Genomic DNA, 19,170 nt, shown 5'->3' with positions numbered 1-19,170 from the left:
GGCCGCGACTAACCCAGCGAAAAGCGCGTCCCGGGCATGCAAAGGGCATTACGGTTGCACACTCTAGCAAGAAATCGTTGCACAACAGTCTCCGATTGGTCCTTGACAAGCGTCCGCGGCGTATATATTGGGGCGCCGAAGAGCGCCAAGGACGGGCGGTTCAGCCAGGAATGGCCGTTCCGGTGGTGTCGTTTCCCGCGCTCTGCCACTCCTTGAAATCCAGGGTCCCGCCATTGAAGGTGAACTTGCGCGCGTCGGCGTCCGCGAGGACGTACCGGTTGCTTTGAAATCTGATGCCACGCGGACCGGGCGATCGCGTCAGCGAACCGGACTCGACATAGCCCGTGGTCGCGGTGGCCGGAGCGCCGAGGTCGATGAGGTTGCCCTCTACCACCACCTTTTCGAGGACGTATTCGCCCCATGGCCCATTGCCCCTCGGCCGGGCCTGAACTCCGATCCCGTTGAGGTTCCCGGAGACGGAGTTGTTCTCGATCGTGACATCGCTGCTGGTGTTCACGGTGATTCCCGCCCCCGTGAGCAGCCCGGTTCCCGCTCCCCGTTTCAGGGCGAGTCCGTTGCCGGTCACGGTGTTGCCGGCAATGCGCCCATTGCGGCTGATCTCGTACCGGATGCCACAAGCCGCGTTTCCGCCTATGTTGTTGTCAGTGATGGCCACGCCATCCCCGGCCACGTCTATCCAGACACCGATGCCCAGGTTATTTGATACATCGTTGTTGCTGATGGTTGAAGACGATCTGGTGACCTTAATACCGCCCGCTTCCCAGTCGGCACGCCAAAAATCTGCAGTGTTGTTGTGGAGAATTCTATTGTTGTCAATGCGGCCGCCCTGCGAGCGGTACTGGCCTAAGCCCAGCTGTCCGTTTTCCGTTATGGCGTTCCCCGTGACGTGCGCATTATCGGCCTGCGCGATCATGACCCCCACCCCATGGTTAGCGGTGATGACGGAATCCCGAACGGTCCAACCCCTGCCCCCGATCACAATGGCGCCCTGCTGGGCCAAATTGGCGAATCCGCGAATGGTCAGGTGCTCGATGACAACCCCCGGCGCATCGGAGGTGACTGCCGTTCTGGTGCGGGCCAGCGTCGCAGCCCGGCCCGCCGGATCCTGCCCCAGATAGACAACATTGGCAGCATAATCGGCATAAAACGTCGTTGCGTCGACGGCGGTTTTGTTCATGACGCGCCGCACCGGCCTTCCGTCCAAAAAGAGGTCCTCGGCGACCTGGCACGGATTGGAATCAGTGTCTTCACACTGTCCGGACTTCTCATAATCAGGCGGCAAGTAGCCTCGGGCAGCCCAGATGGCCCCCTCCCGATTCCAGCGCTCCAGCGGGACGTCGCCAGCCAGCACCGTATTGTCACTACCCCGGAGGGTTTGCGACGCCTGGGGCCGGATGGCCCGGGCCACATTGAAAGTCCCCGCGGCCAGGCAAATTACGGCACCTTCGGGCTGATCGTTCGCCACGGCGGCCAGATCTGCTCCAGGTTCCACTGAAACGGTGCAGGGTGTTGACGGGCTACTGCCGCCCTTTTTGGGCCCCGCGTCGCCGCCGGGCTGCACCGAGGTCGTCGTTGGCCGTGCCGTTGGCGGACTCGTCGAATCGCCCCCGTTGCAGCCGCACAGCGTCAGTGCAATGGCCAGCAACAATGCACCTGGATACCCCCATCCGGCACGGACCATGTCGCCATCCTTCTCTAGCAAGAACAGATCGGATCCGGTAGCATGCGAGCTAATTCAGCCCACCAAGCGAACGGAACCATTTGCGCGTCTTATTGGTCCACAACCGCTACCGTTCGGATCATCCTAGCGGAGAGGACATGGTAGTAGATCAGGAGCGGAAGCTGCTTGAGGATGCCGGGCATGAGGTGGGCGAATATATTCGCCGCAGCGACGACATTTCAGGCATGTCGGCCGCCCGGAAAGCAGAGTTGCCGCTGCGGGTCACCTGGTCCCTGCAAGACCAGACGGCGATGAAGAATGAATTGAGGCGACGGCAATTCGATGTTATTCATCTGCACAATTCGTTTCCCCTGATTAGTCCGTCCATTTTGGCCGCTGCACGGCAAACCCATGTTCCGGTTGTCGCGACTCTCCATAACTACCGCCTCGTATGCGCCGCCGGCACCCTGTTGCGCGACGGCCGTCCCTGCTTCGAATGCCTCCACGGGTCCCCGATGCCTGCGCTCACCCATTCGTGTTACCGCGACAGCCGCCTCGCCACCGCTCCACTGGCCTTCTCGATTGGGACGCACCGCGCGCTGGGGACCTGGCAGCGGGGCGTCGACCGCTTCATCGTGATGAGCAAATTTGCCCACGGGATCATGGCGGAGGCTGGTTTGCCGGCCGAGCAAATCACCATCAAGCCCCATTTCATTCCCTCTCCTGTCCAAGTCCGGGAAGGCCCGGGATCATATGGGCTCTACCTCGGACGGCTCTCTGTGGAGAAGGGCGTTTCGACCCTCATCGAGTCCTGGGACCCCTCCCTCGGGACCTTGATGGTTGCGGGTGACGGCCCGCTGCGCCGGGAGCTGGAAGAGCAGGCAGCCGGGCACGGGAACTCCGTCCGCTTTCTCGGTTCGCTTGACCGCTCAGCCGCCTTGGAACTGCTGCTGAACGCCCGCTATCTGGTCAACTCGTCGAGGGCATTTGAAACTTTCGGATTGAGCGTAGTGGAAGCGTTTGCCCATGGCGTTCCCGCGGTAGTGCCCAATCAGGGGGTGTTTCCGGAACTAGTTCGCGATGGAGAGAACGGCTTCACGTTCCAGCCCGGGGATCCGCTGTCCTTGCGCAGGGCGCTGCAGAAAATTAATGATCCTGCGGTATCTGTACGCACTGGTTCGGTAGCCCGTCAGGACTATCTCTCCCACTTCACTCCGGAGAACAACTTGAGCGCGCTGGAGAGAATCTACTCCGAGGCCATTGCTCGCACGCCGACATCCCGGCCCTAATTTGCCGGTTGCCGGTCGTCCGGTTCAGCTCACCTCGACCTGCCGGAATTCCACCGGCTGCTTTCCTTGATAGTTCTTGGTGAGCCCGAAGTAACCACCACGGTGGGACGAAGTGCGCGCGACCGCGCTGGTCACGGTCCCGTCAAGCCGAGTAAAGGTGATCTCCCGCGGGCTGACATCCACCCGGAAGCGCATCCACGCACCTGCCCTGGGCGCGTCCGATCGCTGCTCGCCCAGCAGTTCCCCGTCCAGCGATCCAGCGCCCCGGGCGAAGAGCCGCATGGTGCCCGCGCGGTCCACTGTCAGATGATAGCCCGCCACCGTGGCTGGGACGGTGGGGCGGTACGGCTGATCATTGGCTTGACCGAACGCGATTCCGGCGCTTCCGCTCTTGTCCGGAACGGCCATCGGCCACCTCATGTCGAAGGACAGCGAGTAGGTGTCTTTCGTGATGGGGCACATGGATCCAAGCGTGTAGCTGGAGCTGGCCTCATTGTTCAGGCTGACGGAGGAAAACTCGGGCTGCAGCGTGGGCTGGTAGGTCGGCGCCAGGATCCAGGGCAAATCCCCTGCGGCCCGCACACCGGATGCGAAATCGTCCCGAGTGCTGATGGGGGTGTTGCCTAAAACATAGGGATAGTTCGAACACATTAGCCCGGTCACCCCCAACGCCCTCACCCTTTCCCGCATCCACCGTGTGTGGATCTCCCAGCAGATTACGGGCTTGCCGTAGCCAACGAGGGCCTTGATCTCGTCGTCCGAGGCGCCGTGATAAATGCCCAGATAATCAAAGCGCTCCGCGAAGTCCGCAAACCGAATTCGAACGTTGTCAACAAAGTAGCCCCAGGTCTTGTATCCTCTCTTTTTGGCCTCGGCAAAGTGTTTGCCGCCCGCAGTCTGCTTCCACACGAAGTGCTCTTTGGAATTGGGATAACTGTCCATAAGATCCAGCAGGGCAGCCGTATTCGTGCCTTGTTTGTCCTCGAGGAAGATGACGCTGGTGGCCGCGAGCGCATCCAGCACGTCCTTGGCTCGAGGGATTGGCGGCAGCGGCGCCTTCGGTCCGATCCAGGATCGCGAGTCATTGCGCAAGGCGCTCAGTTCCTCAAAGGTCACCTCGCTGATCTGCAGGTTCCGGCCCGTCATTCGTTCGGTATTGAGGTCGTGATGGCAGACCAGGACTCCGTCACTTGTGGCGGAGACGGAGACCTCGATTGCCGCAGCACCGTTTTGAATTGCGTTTGAATAGGCCTCGGCTGTGTGTTCGGTCCAGTTGTCCCCCGAGCCGCGATGGGCGATGTAGAACGGCGTGGTGGACATCAGGTCAGTCAGTGTGTGCACCTCCGCTGGCTGTGACAGGCCGGCACGGCCGCCTCCGCGGTTTGGGACTTCACCTCCACTACAGGCAGTGAGCAGCGCCCCAGTTCCCAGGGCGGTCAACAGTTGACGTCGGGAGAAGGCCCGAGTCGCGGCAACGTTCTCAGGAAGATCGCTACGGAACAAGGCGTCCCACCCCCCTGGTTCTCACCCAATCCTCGCGGTGCTCGGCGGTCGGCCGGGATAATTCCCGGCCGACGCCGACCTCCGCGCCCATCACCGGACCGCTAATGAACACGGGGCCCCAGCCGGGGACACCTGTTCCGCGGGCATCGTTGGCAGTTTGCACGGTCCGGTCCTTTCTCAACGGGGGGTGGTGAGGGACAAGTTCGACACCCGGGCCGTGACAGGAGAATTGGTCGCCGAGCCCGAAAGCAGCGAGAGAACTCCGGTGTAGCCCGGCACCTGAAGCGCTGCCGTGGTGTCGGTCACTTCAAGCTGCCAGGCCGCCGGTTCTGCCCCGCTGGCGTCCCACAGCTTAGTTTTGACTGCCGTGGTCCCCTGGCCAGTTACTTGAACGCGCACCCCGAGTCGCTGGTTGTTCGTTCCTGTCAGCCCAGCTATCAGGGTCTCAGAAGTGAGATAGGTCTCGGCACCGGCGGCATCGGTCCGCACGATGGCGAGGTACATCTTGCCGGCTGAGGTGAAGCGGACCTTGGCCCGGTACTCGCCCTGGTTGGCTACCGAACGCCCGATAGCGGCGAGGTAGACACCGCCGCCGGTGGCCGGTTTGTCGATCGAGACCTGAAACGAAAGGTCAGTGTCAGCAGCTTGGACATCCTTCAGGTACGCGGTCGGCGCGTTCCCCGGGGCCTGCATGATCCAATTCCCGGCTCCGCCGGAGACTGAATACCGGCTTGCGGCGCCACTGGCAGTCCACGTCCCGCCCACATCTGCGGTTCCCAGACCCTGAGCAAGAACCCTGGCGAAGGTGTCTTTTCCTAACACCGTTCCGGCTGGGAGCGGCGCGGCCGTAACGTCCTTGCTGGCCTGATTCGAAGCACCTTTGTCGTCCGTGACGGTGAGTTTCACAGTGTAGCTTCCTGCCGCACTGTAGGTGTGGGTGGTGGTCTTGCCGGTGCCGGTCTGGCCGTCACCGAAGTCCCATACCCAGGAACTCACGCTGCCGTCAGGGTCCGAAGACGTGGAACCGTCAAAGGAACAGTTGAACCCGGCGCAGGTCGACGTCAGCGCGGCAACCGGTGCCCGGTTCGGTGCGGAGACCGGCACTGCGTTCGTCACGACACTGCCCGCCCCTAGGTTATCCGTCACGTTGAGGCGGACCTGGTATGTTCCCGGCGCGGCATAGGTGTGCGCCGGGGTGGCTCCGGTGGCGGTTTGTCCGTCCCCGAAATCCCAAGTGAAGTCCGCGATCGTTCCGTCGGGATCGGACGAAGCCGAGGCGTCGAATCCGCAGCTCAACCCGGTGCATGCCGGGCTGAAGGAAGCCACTGGTGCCTTATTGCCGCTGCCGAGGTTGTAGTGCCACTGGACATCCGATGAGGTCAGCTGGATCGGGTAGATGGCCACTTCGTCGATGCTGCCCACCATGGCCCGCGATGAAGGCTGGTTCGGCCAGCCGTTGAGGTTGTCCGCTCCTACCCTCCAATAACCGTCGTATCCTTGCGCAACCGTCGGAGTGTTGGTGCCTTGGCTGACGCCGTCCACGAACAGTTCAGAGCGGCCCGGTACCATTGTGGCGACGAGGTGATGCCACTTACCGTCATTGAGTGCGGCACCGCTGGTGACCGTAGTGGCTGATCCGGTCCACACACCGAAGACAACCCTGCCGTCGTCCTGCATGAAGATGTGGCGGTCGTAATTGCCGCTCTGGTCCGCCTGGCTGTTACCGAAGCCGACAATCCGGCCGCCGGAAGTTGTGGTCGTCTTGATCCAGGATTCCACCGAAAAGGTCTGCGGACCGGCCTGGGACAGGCTGCTCGCCATGCTGCTGTTGCTGTCCGTCAGATCAGCAGACGTGGTACCAGCCAAGATCCCGGCCCCGCCCAGGTTCATGGTCTGGTAGGTGCCGGCGTTGCTGCCGGTGAAGTCCGCCGCCGTCGTACCGCTGGCCTCCTCAAAGCGCCAGAAGCTGCCGGCGCCGTCGCCCTTCACGGTGTCCTGGTAGTTCGCGGACTGTGAGGCAACAGTGACATACGGGGTCCAGTAGGACTGGACCGCAACGGTACCGTCGGATGCTTCAATCCGGTAAGCCGCCTGCGTTCCTGGAGCGAGATTCTTATCAACAAACGTCAGCGTCGGCATGTCCCAGAACCGGGACCGGATGACCTGCGTGAGGATCGGCTGGGTGCTCCCTGCCCGGTACAGGTTGTAGGTTAGGTTTTCGTCGTCCTTATCGGTCGTGGCCTTGAACGTGACTTTGACTTGGCCAGGGCGGGTGCTCGACGCAGAAGGAGTCAATGGCCGGGCAGGGGCTGTTTCCGGATCCGCCTGGAACCATGTGACACCCTGCTGGACGGCCCCGTTGACCGTGGTGAAGTCTCCGCCGACCCACAGCTGCTTGCCATCGGTGGCCATGGCCAAAGGACCAACCTTGGTCACTCCCGCGGCGTTTGTCTGGGGGTACCAGCCAGCCAGCTTTCCGTTATCGGGGCGCTCTACCAGCAGGTAGCGGTTGGGCACCTGGGGGAAGTCTCCCTCGCTGCTGCAGTCATGAGCATGCGAGCCCTTGTAGAGCCAGCCTCCCACGAGGGCGATTGCTTCCGTGGCGCCGAGGCAGTTGTTTTTCCACTTCAGCTCGCCGCTGGTGAGGTCCGCGGCCCAGGTCCCGTCAAAGCAGCCTCCGCCGTCTCCGGAGTTGGCAAAGTAGACGGTGTTCTGATCGGTGATGATGTCACGGACGATCGAGACACAGGCTCCGGGAGCCTTGGGTGGAATCGTCGCCCCTGCCGGGAAGGGCAGGAGTGCGCCCTGCGCGCTGTCTACGAGGCCGACGGCCCAGGAGGGAGTTCCGCCGAGGGTGTCAAACGCGCCGCCGATGTAGACCTTGGTCCCGTCGGGCGCTGGACGCACTACCTTCACGTCCGCGTTGGCGTCCGGGTTCCAGGGCAGGAGGGCTCCGTCGCTGGCCTGCACTGCAGCCAGCCGGTTCCGGACTGCGCCGGAGACGGCTCCGAAGGAGCCGCCGAAGTAGACATTGTTGCCCTGCTGAGCGATGGTGGCCACGCGGTAGCTCACATTGGGCCGGAAATTGGAAACCAGGGCCAGGCTGGCGGTGTCAAAGGCCGCCATCCGCTGGCGGGACTGCCCGGCGATCGTGGTGAAGTCGCCGCCGACGTAAACGCGGCTTTGGTCCTCCGACGCTGCAAGAGCCCAGACCTTGCCGTTGGGTTGGGGCGCAAAGGAAAGCAGGTTCCCGCTTGCGGCATCCACGACGGCGAGGTAGGTCCGGGAGGTCTCCTGGGTGCCAGCGGCTGCCCCCGGGGGCCTCACCGTAGTGAACTCGCCGCCGATAAAGACTTTGCCTTTGGCGTAGGCCAGGGCACGGACCGTGTTGTTGGTCTGCCACATAGATGAGCTGGTGGCTGACAGCGTTGTCTCCCGTGCGAAGGCCGGCGAAACAAGTCCTCCCAGCAGCAGCAGCAAAGCTGCCACCACTCCGGCAGGGCGCAATATGTGTCTCGTGTACATCTCGTACCTTTCTTAGATTGTCCCTGGCTGCGTGGAAGACCGGCGCAACCGATGGCGGGTGTGACCATGCCGGACCGAATTTTCGGCGGCATGGTCCCGTTGGTCAGCCCTGTCCACTGCACTTATCAGGACTGAGACGAGAACCAGGAGCGTCATCGAGGAGAAGTCACAAAGACCGCTCTCGTTGACAGATGCGACCAGGACGTAAGTCATGAGGAATCCGGCGAACGTCCTGGCGGCGTACCCGGGTGTTTTGAGGGCGTAGACCGATGCTGCGAGAACGGCCAGGGCCACGAGGGCCGCCCCCACCGCCCCGGTCTCCCAAAAACTGTCAAGCCAGCTGTTATCGATCGGCACCACGTTGATGTCGCCCTGCCCCCGGCGAAGTAGAAGCCGCTTGTCTCCGAGCCCGTGACCAAGCCAGAACAGCTGCGGATCGTAGGGCTGGCTGAGGATGAAGTCCCACGCTGCGGTGCGGCCGCTTAGCTTCTGAAGCTGCTCGGTGTCCTGGCCCCGGACCACCCAGTCGATGATGCCGGGAAGGAACGGCAGGGCCAGGGCGAGGGCTCCCGCCACCAGGGAAAGGCCACGACGGCCGGCCGGCGACCTCGCGGCCATTCCGAAAGCGACGAGGAGACCCAGTACCAGGGCCAGCGCCGCCGTGCGCGTGTGGCTGAAGACGATGAGGGCGGTACCTGCCATGACTGCGGGAACCAGCGTGAGAAGGCCGATTTTCCGCTGGGCCCACAAAAGGACTGTCAAGCCCACCAGCACGGCGCCTATTTCCCCGACCCGGGGAGCCATCATTGGCAGGTAAGCTCCTACCAGCCGTGCCGACTGGAAGGGCTTCCCCTCCTGCCAGGCCAATTGCGGCGACAGGACAACTCCGGCGACAACGGTCAGGGCAAGACCCGCATAGGCTGCCGCGTTGGCGTACACGATCAGCCGGAAGCGCCCGCGCACGACCGACCAGAGCAACACGGGCACCACGAGACCCAGAACGAGCCGGGTGCCGCGGAACATGGCCTGGAAGGCGTCGGGCTGAAAGGCAGAAGAAATCACCACGTATGTGCCGTAGAGCAGGAACAGGGCCAGGGGTGGCGGGATTCGCAGTGCTGCCCGCGGCGGCAGCACCATCAGGAGTGCAACGACGCAAAGCATCAGCACGGCCCCCTTGACGACGCTGCTGCCGCTGCTGTCTGTCCCGGCGGCCGGGTCCGTCCGCGCCCAGGGCTGCACTGTCAGCAGCAGCAGGCCCAGGACGACGACGAGCACGATAAGGGCTGTTCCGTCAGTGAGCCGGCCGGCCCGGGCCCATCGTTCAGGTACCGGAGCATCCAGGGGATTTCGCGCGGGGATTTGGCCGGCACTGGGTGCGGCCAGGAGCACGTTCATGACTTTGTCCCCGCCGTCGTGCGCAACTTAGGGTCCGCCTCAGCGTTCTGCGTCTCGGAGCGCAGGGCTCGGGTGGCGCCGGTCCGCTCCGAGCTGGCCTTCCGCGCATTCGAGCCGTCCGCCCGGCCAAAACGGCCTCTTCCCCTGGCCTTCCGCGCATTCGAGCCGTCCGCCCGGCCAAAACGGCCTCTTCCCCTGGCCTTCCGCGCATTCGAGCCGTCCGCCCGGCCAAAACGGCCTCCTCCCCTGGCCTGGCCGGCGATGAGGATTGCCACGACTGGCAAATTGGCCGCATTTAGCTCATCCACGGCCTGCTCCAAGTTCTGGACCCGGTCCTTCCGCGGTTGCACAACCAGGACCGTGGGACCGGCGAAACCTGCCGGCAGGCTGTTGTGAATTCCGCCGACTTCGAAGTGCGGTCCGGTTGCCAGCAGTAGCAGATCGTAGGTTCCGGTCGGCGTCGGGGTGGTGCCGAAAACCGCTGACGCCTCACAACCGATTTCACTGTTGACACTTGCGAGCTCGCGGCCGGACAGGGCACTGAGAGGTGTGAGACTGTGGCTCGTGCCAAGTTGGTGGGCGATGTCGGCCCCAGTCTCCTTGCGAAGGGCGACGACAGCCACAGACCCCAGGCTGGTATGCCCACCGGCAGCCAATTCCAGCAGCCCGGCGGCGCCGGGACTGGTGGGCGTGAGCGGCCTGACAGCCACCTGCTCGGAGGAAATTCCGAGCTCCGCGCTCGACTTCTGCACGGAACGGAGAAGCAAATCACCGGCGCCGCAGCCCCTTTGGCCGCCTAGTTCGAAGATTTCAGTGAGGCCGGTGGCTCGCATGATGTCCCGCCGGTCCATGATTCGATCGCTGACTTGCCGACGAATGACGGCAATGGCCACGCCCCCCAACAGGCCCACAGCGAGTCCCAAGACTATGAACATCAGCATCGAGGGTGACCCATCTACGTCCGTGGAGCTGCCCGGCCGGACCACGGAACCGCCGCCGTTGAAGTTCTTGACAGCGTCATCGAGTGCCGCTGCGATGGATTGCGCCGTACTCGCCGCGTGCTCGAATTCTTCCCGCTTGGCCAGGATGCCGGCCGCGTAGCCCACGTTGTTGCCCTGCGCCTTAGCCAGCGGACCTTCAAGAGCTGCCGCCGAGGCCAGGCTGTCCTTCGCGGCCGCGTGTGCGCGCTCCGCGAGCAGGTTCATGTCCGCCCGGCCGATGTCGGCGCGGTACTGCAGGAAAGCTGCGGCCACTGCGTTGACGTTCTCGGCCGCTTCCGCCGGAGTTGCCCCGTCCGCAAAGACGGCCAAGGAATTATCGGTCGTCGCACTTGCTTTCACACTGGACCGAAGAGCCGCCGCCTCACGGTCGTCGAGGCGCAGGGCCTGGGCAGCTACGTCCACGACGACGGGGCTCGCCAGGATGCGGGCTTGGGTCTCAGCGGGAAGCTCGAGGCCAAGGGCGCCCGACTTGGCAATTGCTGGCTGGGAAGCCATTTCAGCCGGCAGCGAGTAGTTGCCGGTGATCAGCTCTGCCCGCGCCGTGTATCTGGTGGGGTTCCGCATTGCGAATCCGACGCCGACAAGACCCCCGACCAGCATGAGCGAAATGATCACGGGCCAGTACACCGTGACTACCTGCTTAGCTCCGTGCCAAACAGACCACGATTCATTCATCGGGGACCGCCACCTCTCTGGGTTGAGACCGTTCCGCCAGGTGGCGGGATAATTCAGGTTTGTCAGTCGTGAATGGATATTGCGAATAAACGTTCTTGAACTGCAGATACCAGAGAACTGTGCTGAGCGCGGCAGCCACGACAAGCCCCCATGCTGCTCCCTGCACTCCGGCGATGGCCGCCCCCGCGACCGAGATAACGACGACCAAAGACGAGGTCGAGATCCGTGTCCACATGCTCCTACTTGCGGCCCCCATGCCGCGCAAGCCAACCGCCGCGCCTGTCTTTGCCCCGTTGAAAACCTGAACGAGGAACATAGGAAGCACCAGCGCCGACGCCGTCAACCACCCCTGCCCCACCAGCGCGGCACCCCAGGATCCCGGGAGGAGCGTGACGGTGAGCCCCCAGAGGAGAGCTCCGAACGCCACGGCCAGGGAAAACACTGATGTGACGCGCAGGAACCGCGAACGTCCGGCGGCGATGGCCCTCGCGGCCTCCGGTACTGCGACTACACCGAGTCCCTGGACCAACACGTTGACCGGTCCCAGCAGAACAAGGGCCAGTTTCATCTCCCCCACTGCCGACAGCCCGACGAAGGCCCCAATCGCGAAGAACACGACCTGTTGGGCGCCGTTGATGGCGGCGCCTTCAACGAGGAAGGGGGCCCATAGTCCGCGCTGGGAGTTGAGCCAAGACTTGATCAGGCCGATTCCCGGCACTACCCGGCACTGGAAACATCCGACAACCGCAGCGAGGGTTGCCGCGGCGCCCCAGGCGAGTATCAACGTGGCTGAGCTGGCACTTCCGGAGAGGAAGACGCCAGCGAAGGCCGGCACCATCAGCACCGCCCAAAGCAGATCATTATTGAAGGCCGACCGCCCCCGTCCCGCCGCGAAGAGTATCTGGCGGACGCTGTCCTGGACCAGCAGACCCGGGAGGACGGCACCCAGGCAGACGGCCAGTGACCGGTATTCCTGCGGCAGCATCTGGCTCATCATCATTGCTAGAGCCAGAAAAGCGATGCCAGTCAGGAGCGCCACTCCGGCAACAGCGGCCCGGGCCCGGTGAAGTTGCTCCGGCTCGGCAATGACGAACCTGACGGCGAAGGGTTCCGTTGCGAGGGCCCGGGAGATCCCCAGGATGAAGCAGTAAGCCGAGAAGGCCAGCGCATAAGCGCCGAAATCCGGAACGCTGACGGATCTGGCCACGAGGATTCCAACTGCGAAGTTGGTCAAGCTGCTAAGCGCCTGATCTCCAAGCCCCCAGCCAACCCGTTTCACCGCTCCGGCGTGCCACGACCGGCCGCGACGCCCACCCACCGCGCCGGTCGCAGCGTGGGCTCCGGTCATGACTTTCACGTAATGTCCACGAGCTTGGGAGCGCGGCGGCACAACGCCAGCGCGAAGACGGGGACGTTCCGGGTGTAGCGCTTCCACAACCGGCGGGGTTCCTGGGAGAACCGGTAGGCCCATTCGAGGCCGTTCCGCTGCATCCAGCGAGGAGCCCGGCTGACCCTCCCGGCGTGCATGTCGAAGGCCCCGCCGACGCCGACCAACAGCGACGCGGTGAGACGGCCGCGGTAGTAGTCCATCCAGGTTTCCTGCTTGGGTGCACCGAGACCCACCCATACGATCTGGGCGCCCGAGGCGTTTATCTCCTGGACCAGAGCCGTTTCCTCCTCCGGAGTAAGCTCGCGGAAAGGCGGCGATTGGCATCCGGCAACCTCGAGGCCGGGGATGGTCCGTCGGAAGTTCTCGATCATCTCTTCGGCGACGTGCGGCGCGCCGCCCAAGAAGTACGATGACCATCCGTGCCCGGCCGCGGCGCCCAGGAGCTCCGGCATCAGGTCGGGCCCGCACACGCGGCCCATCCAGTGAGCACCTGCACTCTTACCGGCCCACACCAGGGGCACACCGTCCGGAACGGTCATGGTGGACGTGTTGAAGATCCGGCGGAGTTCCGGGTCGCGGCGGGCATGGAGCAACGCGTTGACGTCCGTGACGCAGACGTAGCCCCGGTGGCCGCCGCTTATGTGGCGAACCAGGCGGTCAAGGGCCTGCGACATATTGACCGCGCTTATCCGGATGCCCAGAATGTCCACCCTCGGGTCTGATGATGGGAGACCGGAGCCGCCATCAAGCCCGGAATGTGCAGTTGAGACCATGTAAATTTTCCCCCTCGGAAAATGTGTAATTGAGCAGCTAAGCGAAGTTCGCTGTCGCGCTGCCTTGTTCAGACTCCAGAATCTGCCCCAGCGCGCGGCGCAAAACCGTGCTGGAGGTATGCATCGTGTATGGGAAGTAGACGACTTCCACGCCCACGCTCGACAGCTGCTGTTCGAGCGAGACGCCCTTCTCCGTACCTCGCCAGTCGTCACCCTTGAAGAAGACGTCGAAGTGGATGTCCCGCCAGGTGTCGAGGCGGCTCGGATGAACCTCGGCCACCGCTTCGTCCACGTACCGGATGTTCCTGACGATTTCGAGTCGTTCGGCCAGCGGAACAACGGGCGCCCGGCCTTTGGTTGCCCGGAGCAGCTCATCGGAAACCACTCCGGCGATGAGATAGTCACAGCGCTGACGGGCCTGGGCCAGAAGGTTGAGGTGTCCGACGTGGAATAAGTCGAAAGCTCCGGCTGCGTAGCCAATGCGAGTGTTCATTGGATGTCCTTACTTCCAGTGGCTGTCTAAGGGGAGTTTGTGCCGGCGCTGGCGTTCAATAAGCGCCGACGGGTTTGATCATCTGCAGTGCGGTGCGCCAGATGATGATCAGGTCCCCGGCCAGTGACCAGTTCTCCACGTAGTACAGGTCCAGGCGTACGCTGTCCCGCCAGTTCAATTCCGATCGGCCGTTCGTCTGCCACATCCCCGTGAGTCCGGGCTTGATGTAGAGTCGGCGGTGCACCCGGCTCTTATAGCCGTCGACTTCGCGCTGAAGCGGTGGTCGGGGACCGACCAGGCTCATATCCCCCTTGAGGATGTTCCAAAATTGCGGGAGCTCGTCCAGGGAGTACTTGCGCATCCAGCGGCCGACCCCAGTCACCCGGGGGTCGTGCTGCATCTTGAAGAGCATGCCGGCTCCCTCGTTCTGATCCAGCAGCCCGGACAGGTCCTCCTCGGCGGATTCCACCATGGAGCGGAACTTGACCATCAGGAACTTCTTGCCGCCCTTGCCAACCCGTTCCTGGCCGAACAAGACCTTGCCGGGGCTGTCGCGCTTGATCATGATGGCCAGCAGCAGGAAGACCGGAAGCAGGAAAAGCAGAGCCAAGGCAGAGGCAACGATGTCGAAGAGGCGTTTCAGGGTGTGCTTTGCTCCCGTGTACTGCGGAAGTTCAACGTGCATGAGCGGCAAGCCCTCGACCGGGCGGGCATGGATCCGCGGGCCCGCGACGTTGGTCAGTCCGGTGGTGAGGATCAGTTCGGTGGCCGATTCCTCCAGCTGCCAGCCAAGTTCTTGGATGTACTTACCCCCGCCCTTGCCGGGGCCGGCCACGATTACCGCGTCGGCTCCGAACTCACGGACGGCCTGGACTATGGGGCGGGCTTCCGGCACGACCGGAACCGCCCGCCGGCCGAGGTTCAGCCATTTCATCCCAGGATTTCCAGTCAGGCATACTCCGACAACGTGATACGCGGCTCCGGACTTCTTTTCAATCTGGTTGACGACATAGTTCACGTCCTTGGATTTCCCGAGCACCAGGACCTGTGAAAGGTAATGCCCCTTGGTGCGTTGCCGGCTAAGCCAGCGGCGGAGCACCCATCGGGACGCGATGAGGCCGGCCACTCCCAGAGGGAAGGCCAGGGCAAAGTAGCTACGCGCGATGTCGACCTGGAACAGGAGACAAAGGATGGCGAGAACGCCCAGAAGGGCCACCGTTGCGCTGACCACGCGCTTGTACTCGTCAACACCGATCCCCACGATTCGGGGGTCGCGGGTTCGGTAGGCGCCCAGGGCAAACATCCAGGCCGCCGCAATGAGAACCGAAATTTGGAAGTAGCCGACGTCGAACCATCCGACCGCGACCTGAGCCTCCTCGAGCCCGAACCGGGCCATCTGGGCGATTAGGGCGACGGAGACGATGACGCAGACGTCGCTAGCGACCAGCAGCCGGCGGTACTTGTTGCTCCAGCGAGTGCCTTCCCCCATGACGCGGGCCCGGCGCTGCAGCCGCTGAGGGGCGACAACCCCGGGGAAATCGAGACTTGACCTGGTCAGGGTCGGGGCGGCATCCGTATCGCGGACGGCAGTCACGGCCGGACTCCGGCACGGGATGCAACGCCGTGCGGGGCGGCAGGCAGAGAATAGCACATTTTGAGACCCAATTCGTAGCCGTTGCGGTAACTGACTGATTGCTATCGCAAACCTATGGGCCGGACGCGGGGGGCACACGAGTACGTTCCACCTAAATTCCCGGCCCTTTTCTTGCGGCTGGCGCGGCGCACTACCCGTTGGAGTTGCAGCCCACGAGTAGTCGCTACGTGCTGCTTCCGGCGGAGTACCCGGAGAATGGCTTTCCCTTGAACGCCTTTAGTGCGCAGCCCGCGGGGTGTATAGGGCGGCCCGGGTCAGTCCAAAACACGTCCGACACCAGGACCTTCGCGAGGGAGGTCTTGGTGTTCTCAGGAAATTGAGGCGGTGCTGGCCGCCGTCGGGCACTGGCAGTCCCACGTGCACACAGCGAAGTCGTCGCGGCGGACGCTTGTGGATTCCGGGGTGCGTCGTTCATAAAGCAGGGGTCGAACACCAGCTGCCTAGATTTCCAGTAACCCCGGATGAAGAAGGTTGCGCTCCGAACCTGGTTGCGATGGGACAGCCGGTTCGTGCCCTGAGTGATCGCCGGTGCCGCTCCTCGGCGGCGCTCACGCCGGGTCCGCGTCTCATTGGGGCGCGGACCCGGGAGCAATCCCGTTAAGGGAGCCGGCGGCGGCTGGGGGGAGAGCCTCGGTCTCAGAAGGCTCTGACGCCGCCGGCTCCGACCTTGGCGCACGGCTGCCGGCTAGGGCACCGTACGATTCCAACGAAGGAGTTCGGGGGTAGGGAGGTTACGGCCCGACCACCTCTAATGGTGGCAGTGGCTGCTTCAGCAGGCAAGAGGGTCTTTGGGCCCAAACTTTCCTGCAGATCATGCCAGCCGTCGTTTGCCTCCCTGAAATTCCTCGTTTTGAGACCTTTGTGGTTGAGACCTTTGTGCTTAAGACCTTTGTGAGTTTTTCGTGGGACTGGCTTAAGTCAATCGCCCGGAGCGGATCTGCACACGAGTAGCGTTTACCCGATTTCTGTAGGCCCACGTGCCATGGCACTACTTGGGGATACTCCCGCCGGTCCCCCGGGCCACCCGGGCTGTACGCAGCCGCTGCCGCTGCCGCCGGTCAGGCGTGCAGGGTCCTGGGATTTCTGGCTTCAGGGTTCAGGCTTCAGGGAGCCCTGGCCCAGCAGGTCGCCGCGCCGGCCGACGCCGAGTTTGGCGAAGATCCGGGACAGGTGCCCCTCCACTGTCCGTTGCGATACGCACAGCGCCGAGGCGATCTCGGCGTTCGTGGCCCCGCGGGACACAAGTTCCAAGACCTCGGCTTCGCGTCCGGTCAGCGGGGCACCGTGATCGCTGTGGACGATCTCCAACTGCGCCGACATGCCGGCCTCCACGAGCCGGTGGTGGACCCGGCGCTGGACCGCGGTGAGCCTCCACCGGTCCGGGTCATCTGCCAGGATCCTCTCGGCCTGCTGGGCGGCTTCAAGGGCCAGGAGCCCGTGGCCGCCGCCGAGTGCGTCGTCGCTAATGCCGATAAGGTCGGGAGCGTCGGACGCCGATACCGCCAGCGCGTAGGATTCCAGCAGGCGCGCCTCTGGCCCGTCCACTGCCCTGCTGGACAGGGCCAGGGCCTCGGCCTCGGCCTCGGAGACGCCACCACTGCGGAACGCGAGCCGCCTGATTTCGGTTTCAACGCCCCGCAGGCCCTCGTTCAGTGCTTCGTCCGCCAGCCGTGCCAAGGCCGTTGAGCCGCTCCCATCCGGCCCGCCCAAGGGTTCCGCCGCCCGACAATACGCCTCTGCCAGCAGGCGAAGGGTTCTGGGCTCCCGGTAGACCGAAATCCGGAAGGCCAGACAATGCTGGCCGGCCTCGTAGTGCCGTCCTACGGCGGCAGCCGCGTAGGCTGCCACCGCGTGTGCAAACGGCAGCAGGTTCAAGGGGTCGGCGATGGTAAGTTCCTCTACGCCCAGCCGCACTTCGGCCAAGCATTCGCGCATCCGGCCCTGGCGCAGCCTCGAGTATCCCCGCATGAGGTGGAGCATGCCGCCGCTGTACAGCAGCCGTCCCGGCTCCCGGGCCGCGTAATCGTCGAGGACCCTGCCGAGCCCGTCCCAGTCACCGGCCCGGATCAGGCTCAGGCAGTGTCCCACCATCAAGTCCTCATACATCAGGGGAAGCCCGCGGCTCCCGCTGCAGGCGCCGTTCCACGCCTCCAAGTCCAGGCGCAGGGCCGTCCGCAGCTGACCCTGCGCGGTCAGCAGTTCGGCGAGCAAGGAAAGGGCCGGGACGCGAATTTCGGGACAAGTGCCGGGGGTATCGACCAGTTCCCGCAACCCGGAGTCGACAGCCATGAACCGGCTGTCCCCGGTGCGGCTGAGGAATTCCGCGGCTACCCGGGCAGCGGCCCCCTTATCCCACGGGCCGTCCGACGCTTCGTCCCGCTGTTCTTCCTGCGGAGCATGTCCCGGAGGGTGCGTGGAAGTCACGGCATCCCGGTCCGGCGTGGCGGAACCGAGCCGGGCCACGAGCAGGGCCGCCAGATACGAGGACCGTCCGGCGGGCACCGGGTACGCCGACTCCAGGCACGCCGCAGCCGCCCCCCGGCGTCCGGCAATGAAGTGGGAATAGGCCAGCTGGACCCGGGCTTCGGAGAGGAACCGGGCGTCCCGGATGGCGCAGGCGGCCCGGGCAGCTGTCACAGGATCCAAGGCCGTGTTCGCTTCGACGGCGGCCTGGAGCAGCTGCGCGGGCGGGATCTCCACGCCGCAGTCCAGGGACCAGCGCAGCCGGTTCAGGGCCGCTCCCGGGACCGGGGCACGCTCTGAGGGCAGCGACAGCACGCTCGAACGCAGGGCCGAGCTGCGCCCGGCCGGGACCCGGAGGCGGATAATCTCGCCGACCATCGGGCTCGCAGGCCGGACGAGCCGATGGTGCCCGGCCGAGACAGCGATTATTCCCGCCGTGTCCAGCGCATCGACGGCTTTGGGACCGCTGATCCGCAGGATCTGGGCCAGGGAAAGCGGCCCAGCCAGGGCAACGATCGTGGCTGCGGTCTTTTCCTCCGGCGTCATGGAGCGCAGCTGCCGGTCAACGACGTCGGCGGCAGGAACCCGGGCCATGTCGGGGTTGGCCAACAGGAACCATACTCCGTGCCTGCACCCCAGGGCGCCGGTGCTACGGGCATGCTGGATCAAGGACATCAGCATCAGCGGGTTCCCGTCCGCAGCGTCGTGAAACAGCGCGCTGACCCACGGTGAGACGTCGGCCCGCAGGACCTGCTCGCACAGCTGGTGTGTTCCGGTCCGGCTGAGCGGGGCAAGATCGAGCTTCGCAATAATTCCGTCGTCCCACAGCGACAGGAATTCTTCCGGGATCATCGGCCCGGGCCTGCAGGTCGCCAGGATACTGGCAGCGCCGGTGGCCGCGGCCTGCGCGAGTTGCCCGACGGTCCCGGGGTCGAGGCAATGCGCGTCGTCGACGACGAACAGAGGGCGGTCCGCCTCGGCTTTCAGGCTTGCCGCCATTGCCTGCACGACGGCGGCATAGGAGTCCAGTTCCCGGTCGGGAAGCCGAGACAGGTACGGCGCCAGGGCACCAAAGGGAACGGCCGCCAGGGCCGGGGTGGCCGTCAGCCGAATCAGGTGTTTGCGGGTCCCGAGTTCGCGGAGGGCGGCCTTGACGACGGCGGTCTTGCCGGTCCCTGCCCCGCCGACGACGATCGCACCTGAGCGAGTGTCGTCGCGCAGGCAACGCACCAGATCCTTGAGCACTGTTGACCGCTCGATCAACGGGGCGGTCTCAGCCATGCTTTCCATTGCCGGTTCTTCCTGCTGCCCTCTGCCTTCCCCGGAAA

11 protein-coding genes are annotated in these 19,170 nt (G+C 64.3%); 1 reads left to right on the top strand and 10 read right to left on the bottom strand.

The features are described from left to right. Positions 1-160: 160 nt before the first annotated feature. Positions 161-1,702 carry a right-handed parallel beta-helix repeat-containing protein gene (locus BLQ10_RS00860; RefSeq protein WP_091557218.1) on the bottom strand — a complete coding sequence of 514 codons (1,542 nt, stop codon included), beginning with the start codon at positions 1,700-1,702 and terminating at the stop codon, positions 161-163. Positions 1,703-1,839: 137 nt separating this feature from the next. Between BLQ10_RS00860 and BLQ10_RS00855 the strand changes: the two genes are divergently transcribed. After that, positions 1,840-2,970 carry a glycosyltransferase family 4 protein gene (locus tag BLQ10_RS00855; RefSeq protein WP_091557217.1) on the top strand — a complete coding sequence of 377 codons (1,131 nt, stop codon included), beginning with the start codon at positions 1,840-1,842 and terminating at the stop codon, positions 2,968-2,970. 24 nt (positions 2,971-2,994) lie between these two features. Here the strand turns inward: BLQ10_RS00855 and BLQ10_RS00850 are convergent, their stop codons facing one another. The 9 genes from BLQ10_RS00850 to BLQ10_RS00810 form a co-directional block, all read right to left on the bottom strand. Next, positions 2,995-4,290 carry a glycerophosphodiester phosphodiesterase gene (locus tag BLQ10_RS00850; protein WP_139164154.1) on the bottom strand — a complete coding sequence of 432 codons (1,296 nt, stop codon included), beginning with the start codon at positions 4,288-4,290 and terminating at the stop codon, positions 2,995-2,997. Between the two features lie 360 nt (positions 4,291-4,650). Next, positions 4,651-7,878, bottom strand: a complete 3,228-nt coding sequence (locus tag BLQ10_RS00845) for a PKD domain-containing protein (RefSeq protein ID WP_217635763.1) — start codon at positions 7,876-7,878, stop codon at positions 4,651-4,653. A 132-nt stretch (positions 7,879-8,010) separates the two neighbouring features. After that, a complete protein-coding gene (locus tag BLQ10_RS00840; protein ID WP_139164153.1) occupies positions 8,011-9,393 on the bottom strand; it encodes an O-antigen ligase family protein in 1,383 nt (460 codons plus the stop codon). Then, positions 9,390-11,069 carry a chromatin target of PRMT1 protein gene (locus BLQ10_RS00835; RefSeq protein ID WP_139164152.1) on the bottom strand — a complete coding sequence of 560 codons (1,680 nt, stop codon included), beginning with the start codon at positions 11,067-11,069 and terminating at the stop codon, positions 9,390-9,392. The genes BLQ10_RS00840 and BLQ10_RS00835 overlap by 4 nt, the downstream gene beginning before the upstream one ends. Continuing rightward, positions 11,062-12,303: an MATE family efflux transporter gene (locus BLQ10_RS00830; RefSeq protein ID WP_139164151.1), complete on the bottom strand. Its 1,242-nt coding sequence runs from the start codon at positions 12,301-12,303 to the stop codon at positions 11,062-11,064. The genes BLQ10_RS00835 and BLQ10_RS00830 overlap by 8 nt, the downstream gene beginning before the upstream one ends. Positions 12,304-12,422: 119 nt before the next feature. Beyond that, the gene (locus BLQ10_RS00825; protein ID WP_091557203.1) at positions 12,423-13,232 is read right to left on the bottom strand and encodes a WecB/TagA/CpsF family glycosyltransferase; all 810 of its coding nucleotides are present in this window, start codon (positions 13,230-13,232) and stop codon (positions 12,423-12,425) included. Between the two features lie 37 nt (positions 13,233-13,269). Further along, entirely contained in the window at positions 13,270-13,725 is a 456-nt protein-coding gene (locus BLQ10_RS00820) for an FAD synthase family protein (protein ID WP_091557200.1), read from the bottom strand. A gap of 55 nt (positions 13,726-13,780) precedes the next feature. Next, positions 13,781-15,319 carry a sugar transferase gene (locus BLQ10_RS00815; RefSeq protein WP_254785335.1) on the bottom strand — a complete coding sequence of 513 codons (1,539 nt, stop codon included), beginning with the start codon at positions 15,317-15,319 and terminating at the stop codon, positions 13,781-13,783. A gap of 1,149 nt (positions 15,320-16,468) precedes the next feature. Next, positions 16,469-19,123, bottom strand: a complete 2,655-nt coding sequence (locus BLQ10_RS00810) for a helix-turn-helix transcriptional regulator (protein WP_139164150.1) — start codon at positions 19,121-19,123, stop codon at positions 16,469-16,471. Positions 19,124-19,170: the final 47 nt, after the last annotated feature.

The organism is Arthrobacter sp. ok362 (assembly GCF_900102785.1).
GTDB lineage: Bacteria > Actinomycetota > Actinomycetes > Actinomycetales > Micrococcaceae > Arthrobacter.
Note: the sequence above shows the minus strand (reverse complement) of the source record. Positions and strands in the feature narration are given on the sequence as shown.

Coding starts and splice junctions, on each gene's coding strand:
- BLQ10_RS00850 (WP_139164154.1), bottom strand. CDS start 4,290: ATGTCCACCACGCCGTTCTACATCGCCCATCGCGGCTCGGGGGACAAC.
- BLQ10_RS00820 (WP_091557200.1), bottom strand. CDS start 13,725: ATGAACACTCGCATTGGCTACGCAGCCGGAGCTTTCGACTTATTCCAC.
- BLQ10_RS00855 (WP_091557217.1), top strand. CDS start 1,840: ATGGTAGTAGATCAGGAGCGGAAGCTGCTTGAGGATGCCGGGCATGAG.
- BLQ10_RS00860 (WP_091557218.1), bottom strand. CDS start 1,702: ATGGTCCGTGCCGGATGGGGGTATCCAGGTGCATTGTTGCTGGCCATT.
- BLQ10_RS00825 (WP_091557203.1), bottom strand. CDS start 13,232: ATGGTCTCAACTGCACATTCCGGGCTTGATGGCGGCTCCGGTCTCCCA.
- BLQ10_RS00845 (WP_217635763.1), bottom strand. CDS start 7,878: ATGTGGCAGACCAACAACACGGTCCGTGCCCTGGCCTACGCCAAAGGC.
- BLQ10_RS00810 (WP_139164150.1), bottom strand. CDS start 19,123: ATGGCTGAGACCGCCCCGTTGATCGAGCGGTCAACAGTGCTCAAGGAT.
- BLQ10_RS00835 (WP_139164152.1), bottom strand. CDS start 11,069: ATGAATGAATCGTGGTCTGTTTGGCACGGAGCTAAGCAGGTAGTCACG.
- BLQ10_RS00840 (WP_139164153.1), bottom strand. CDS start 9,393: ATGAACGTGCTCCTGGCCGCACCCAGTGCCGGCCAAATCCCCGCGCGA.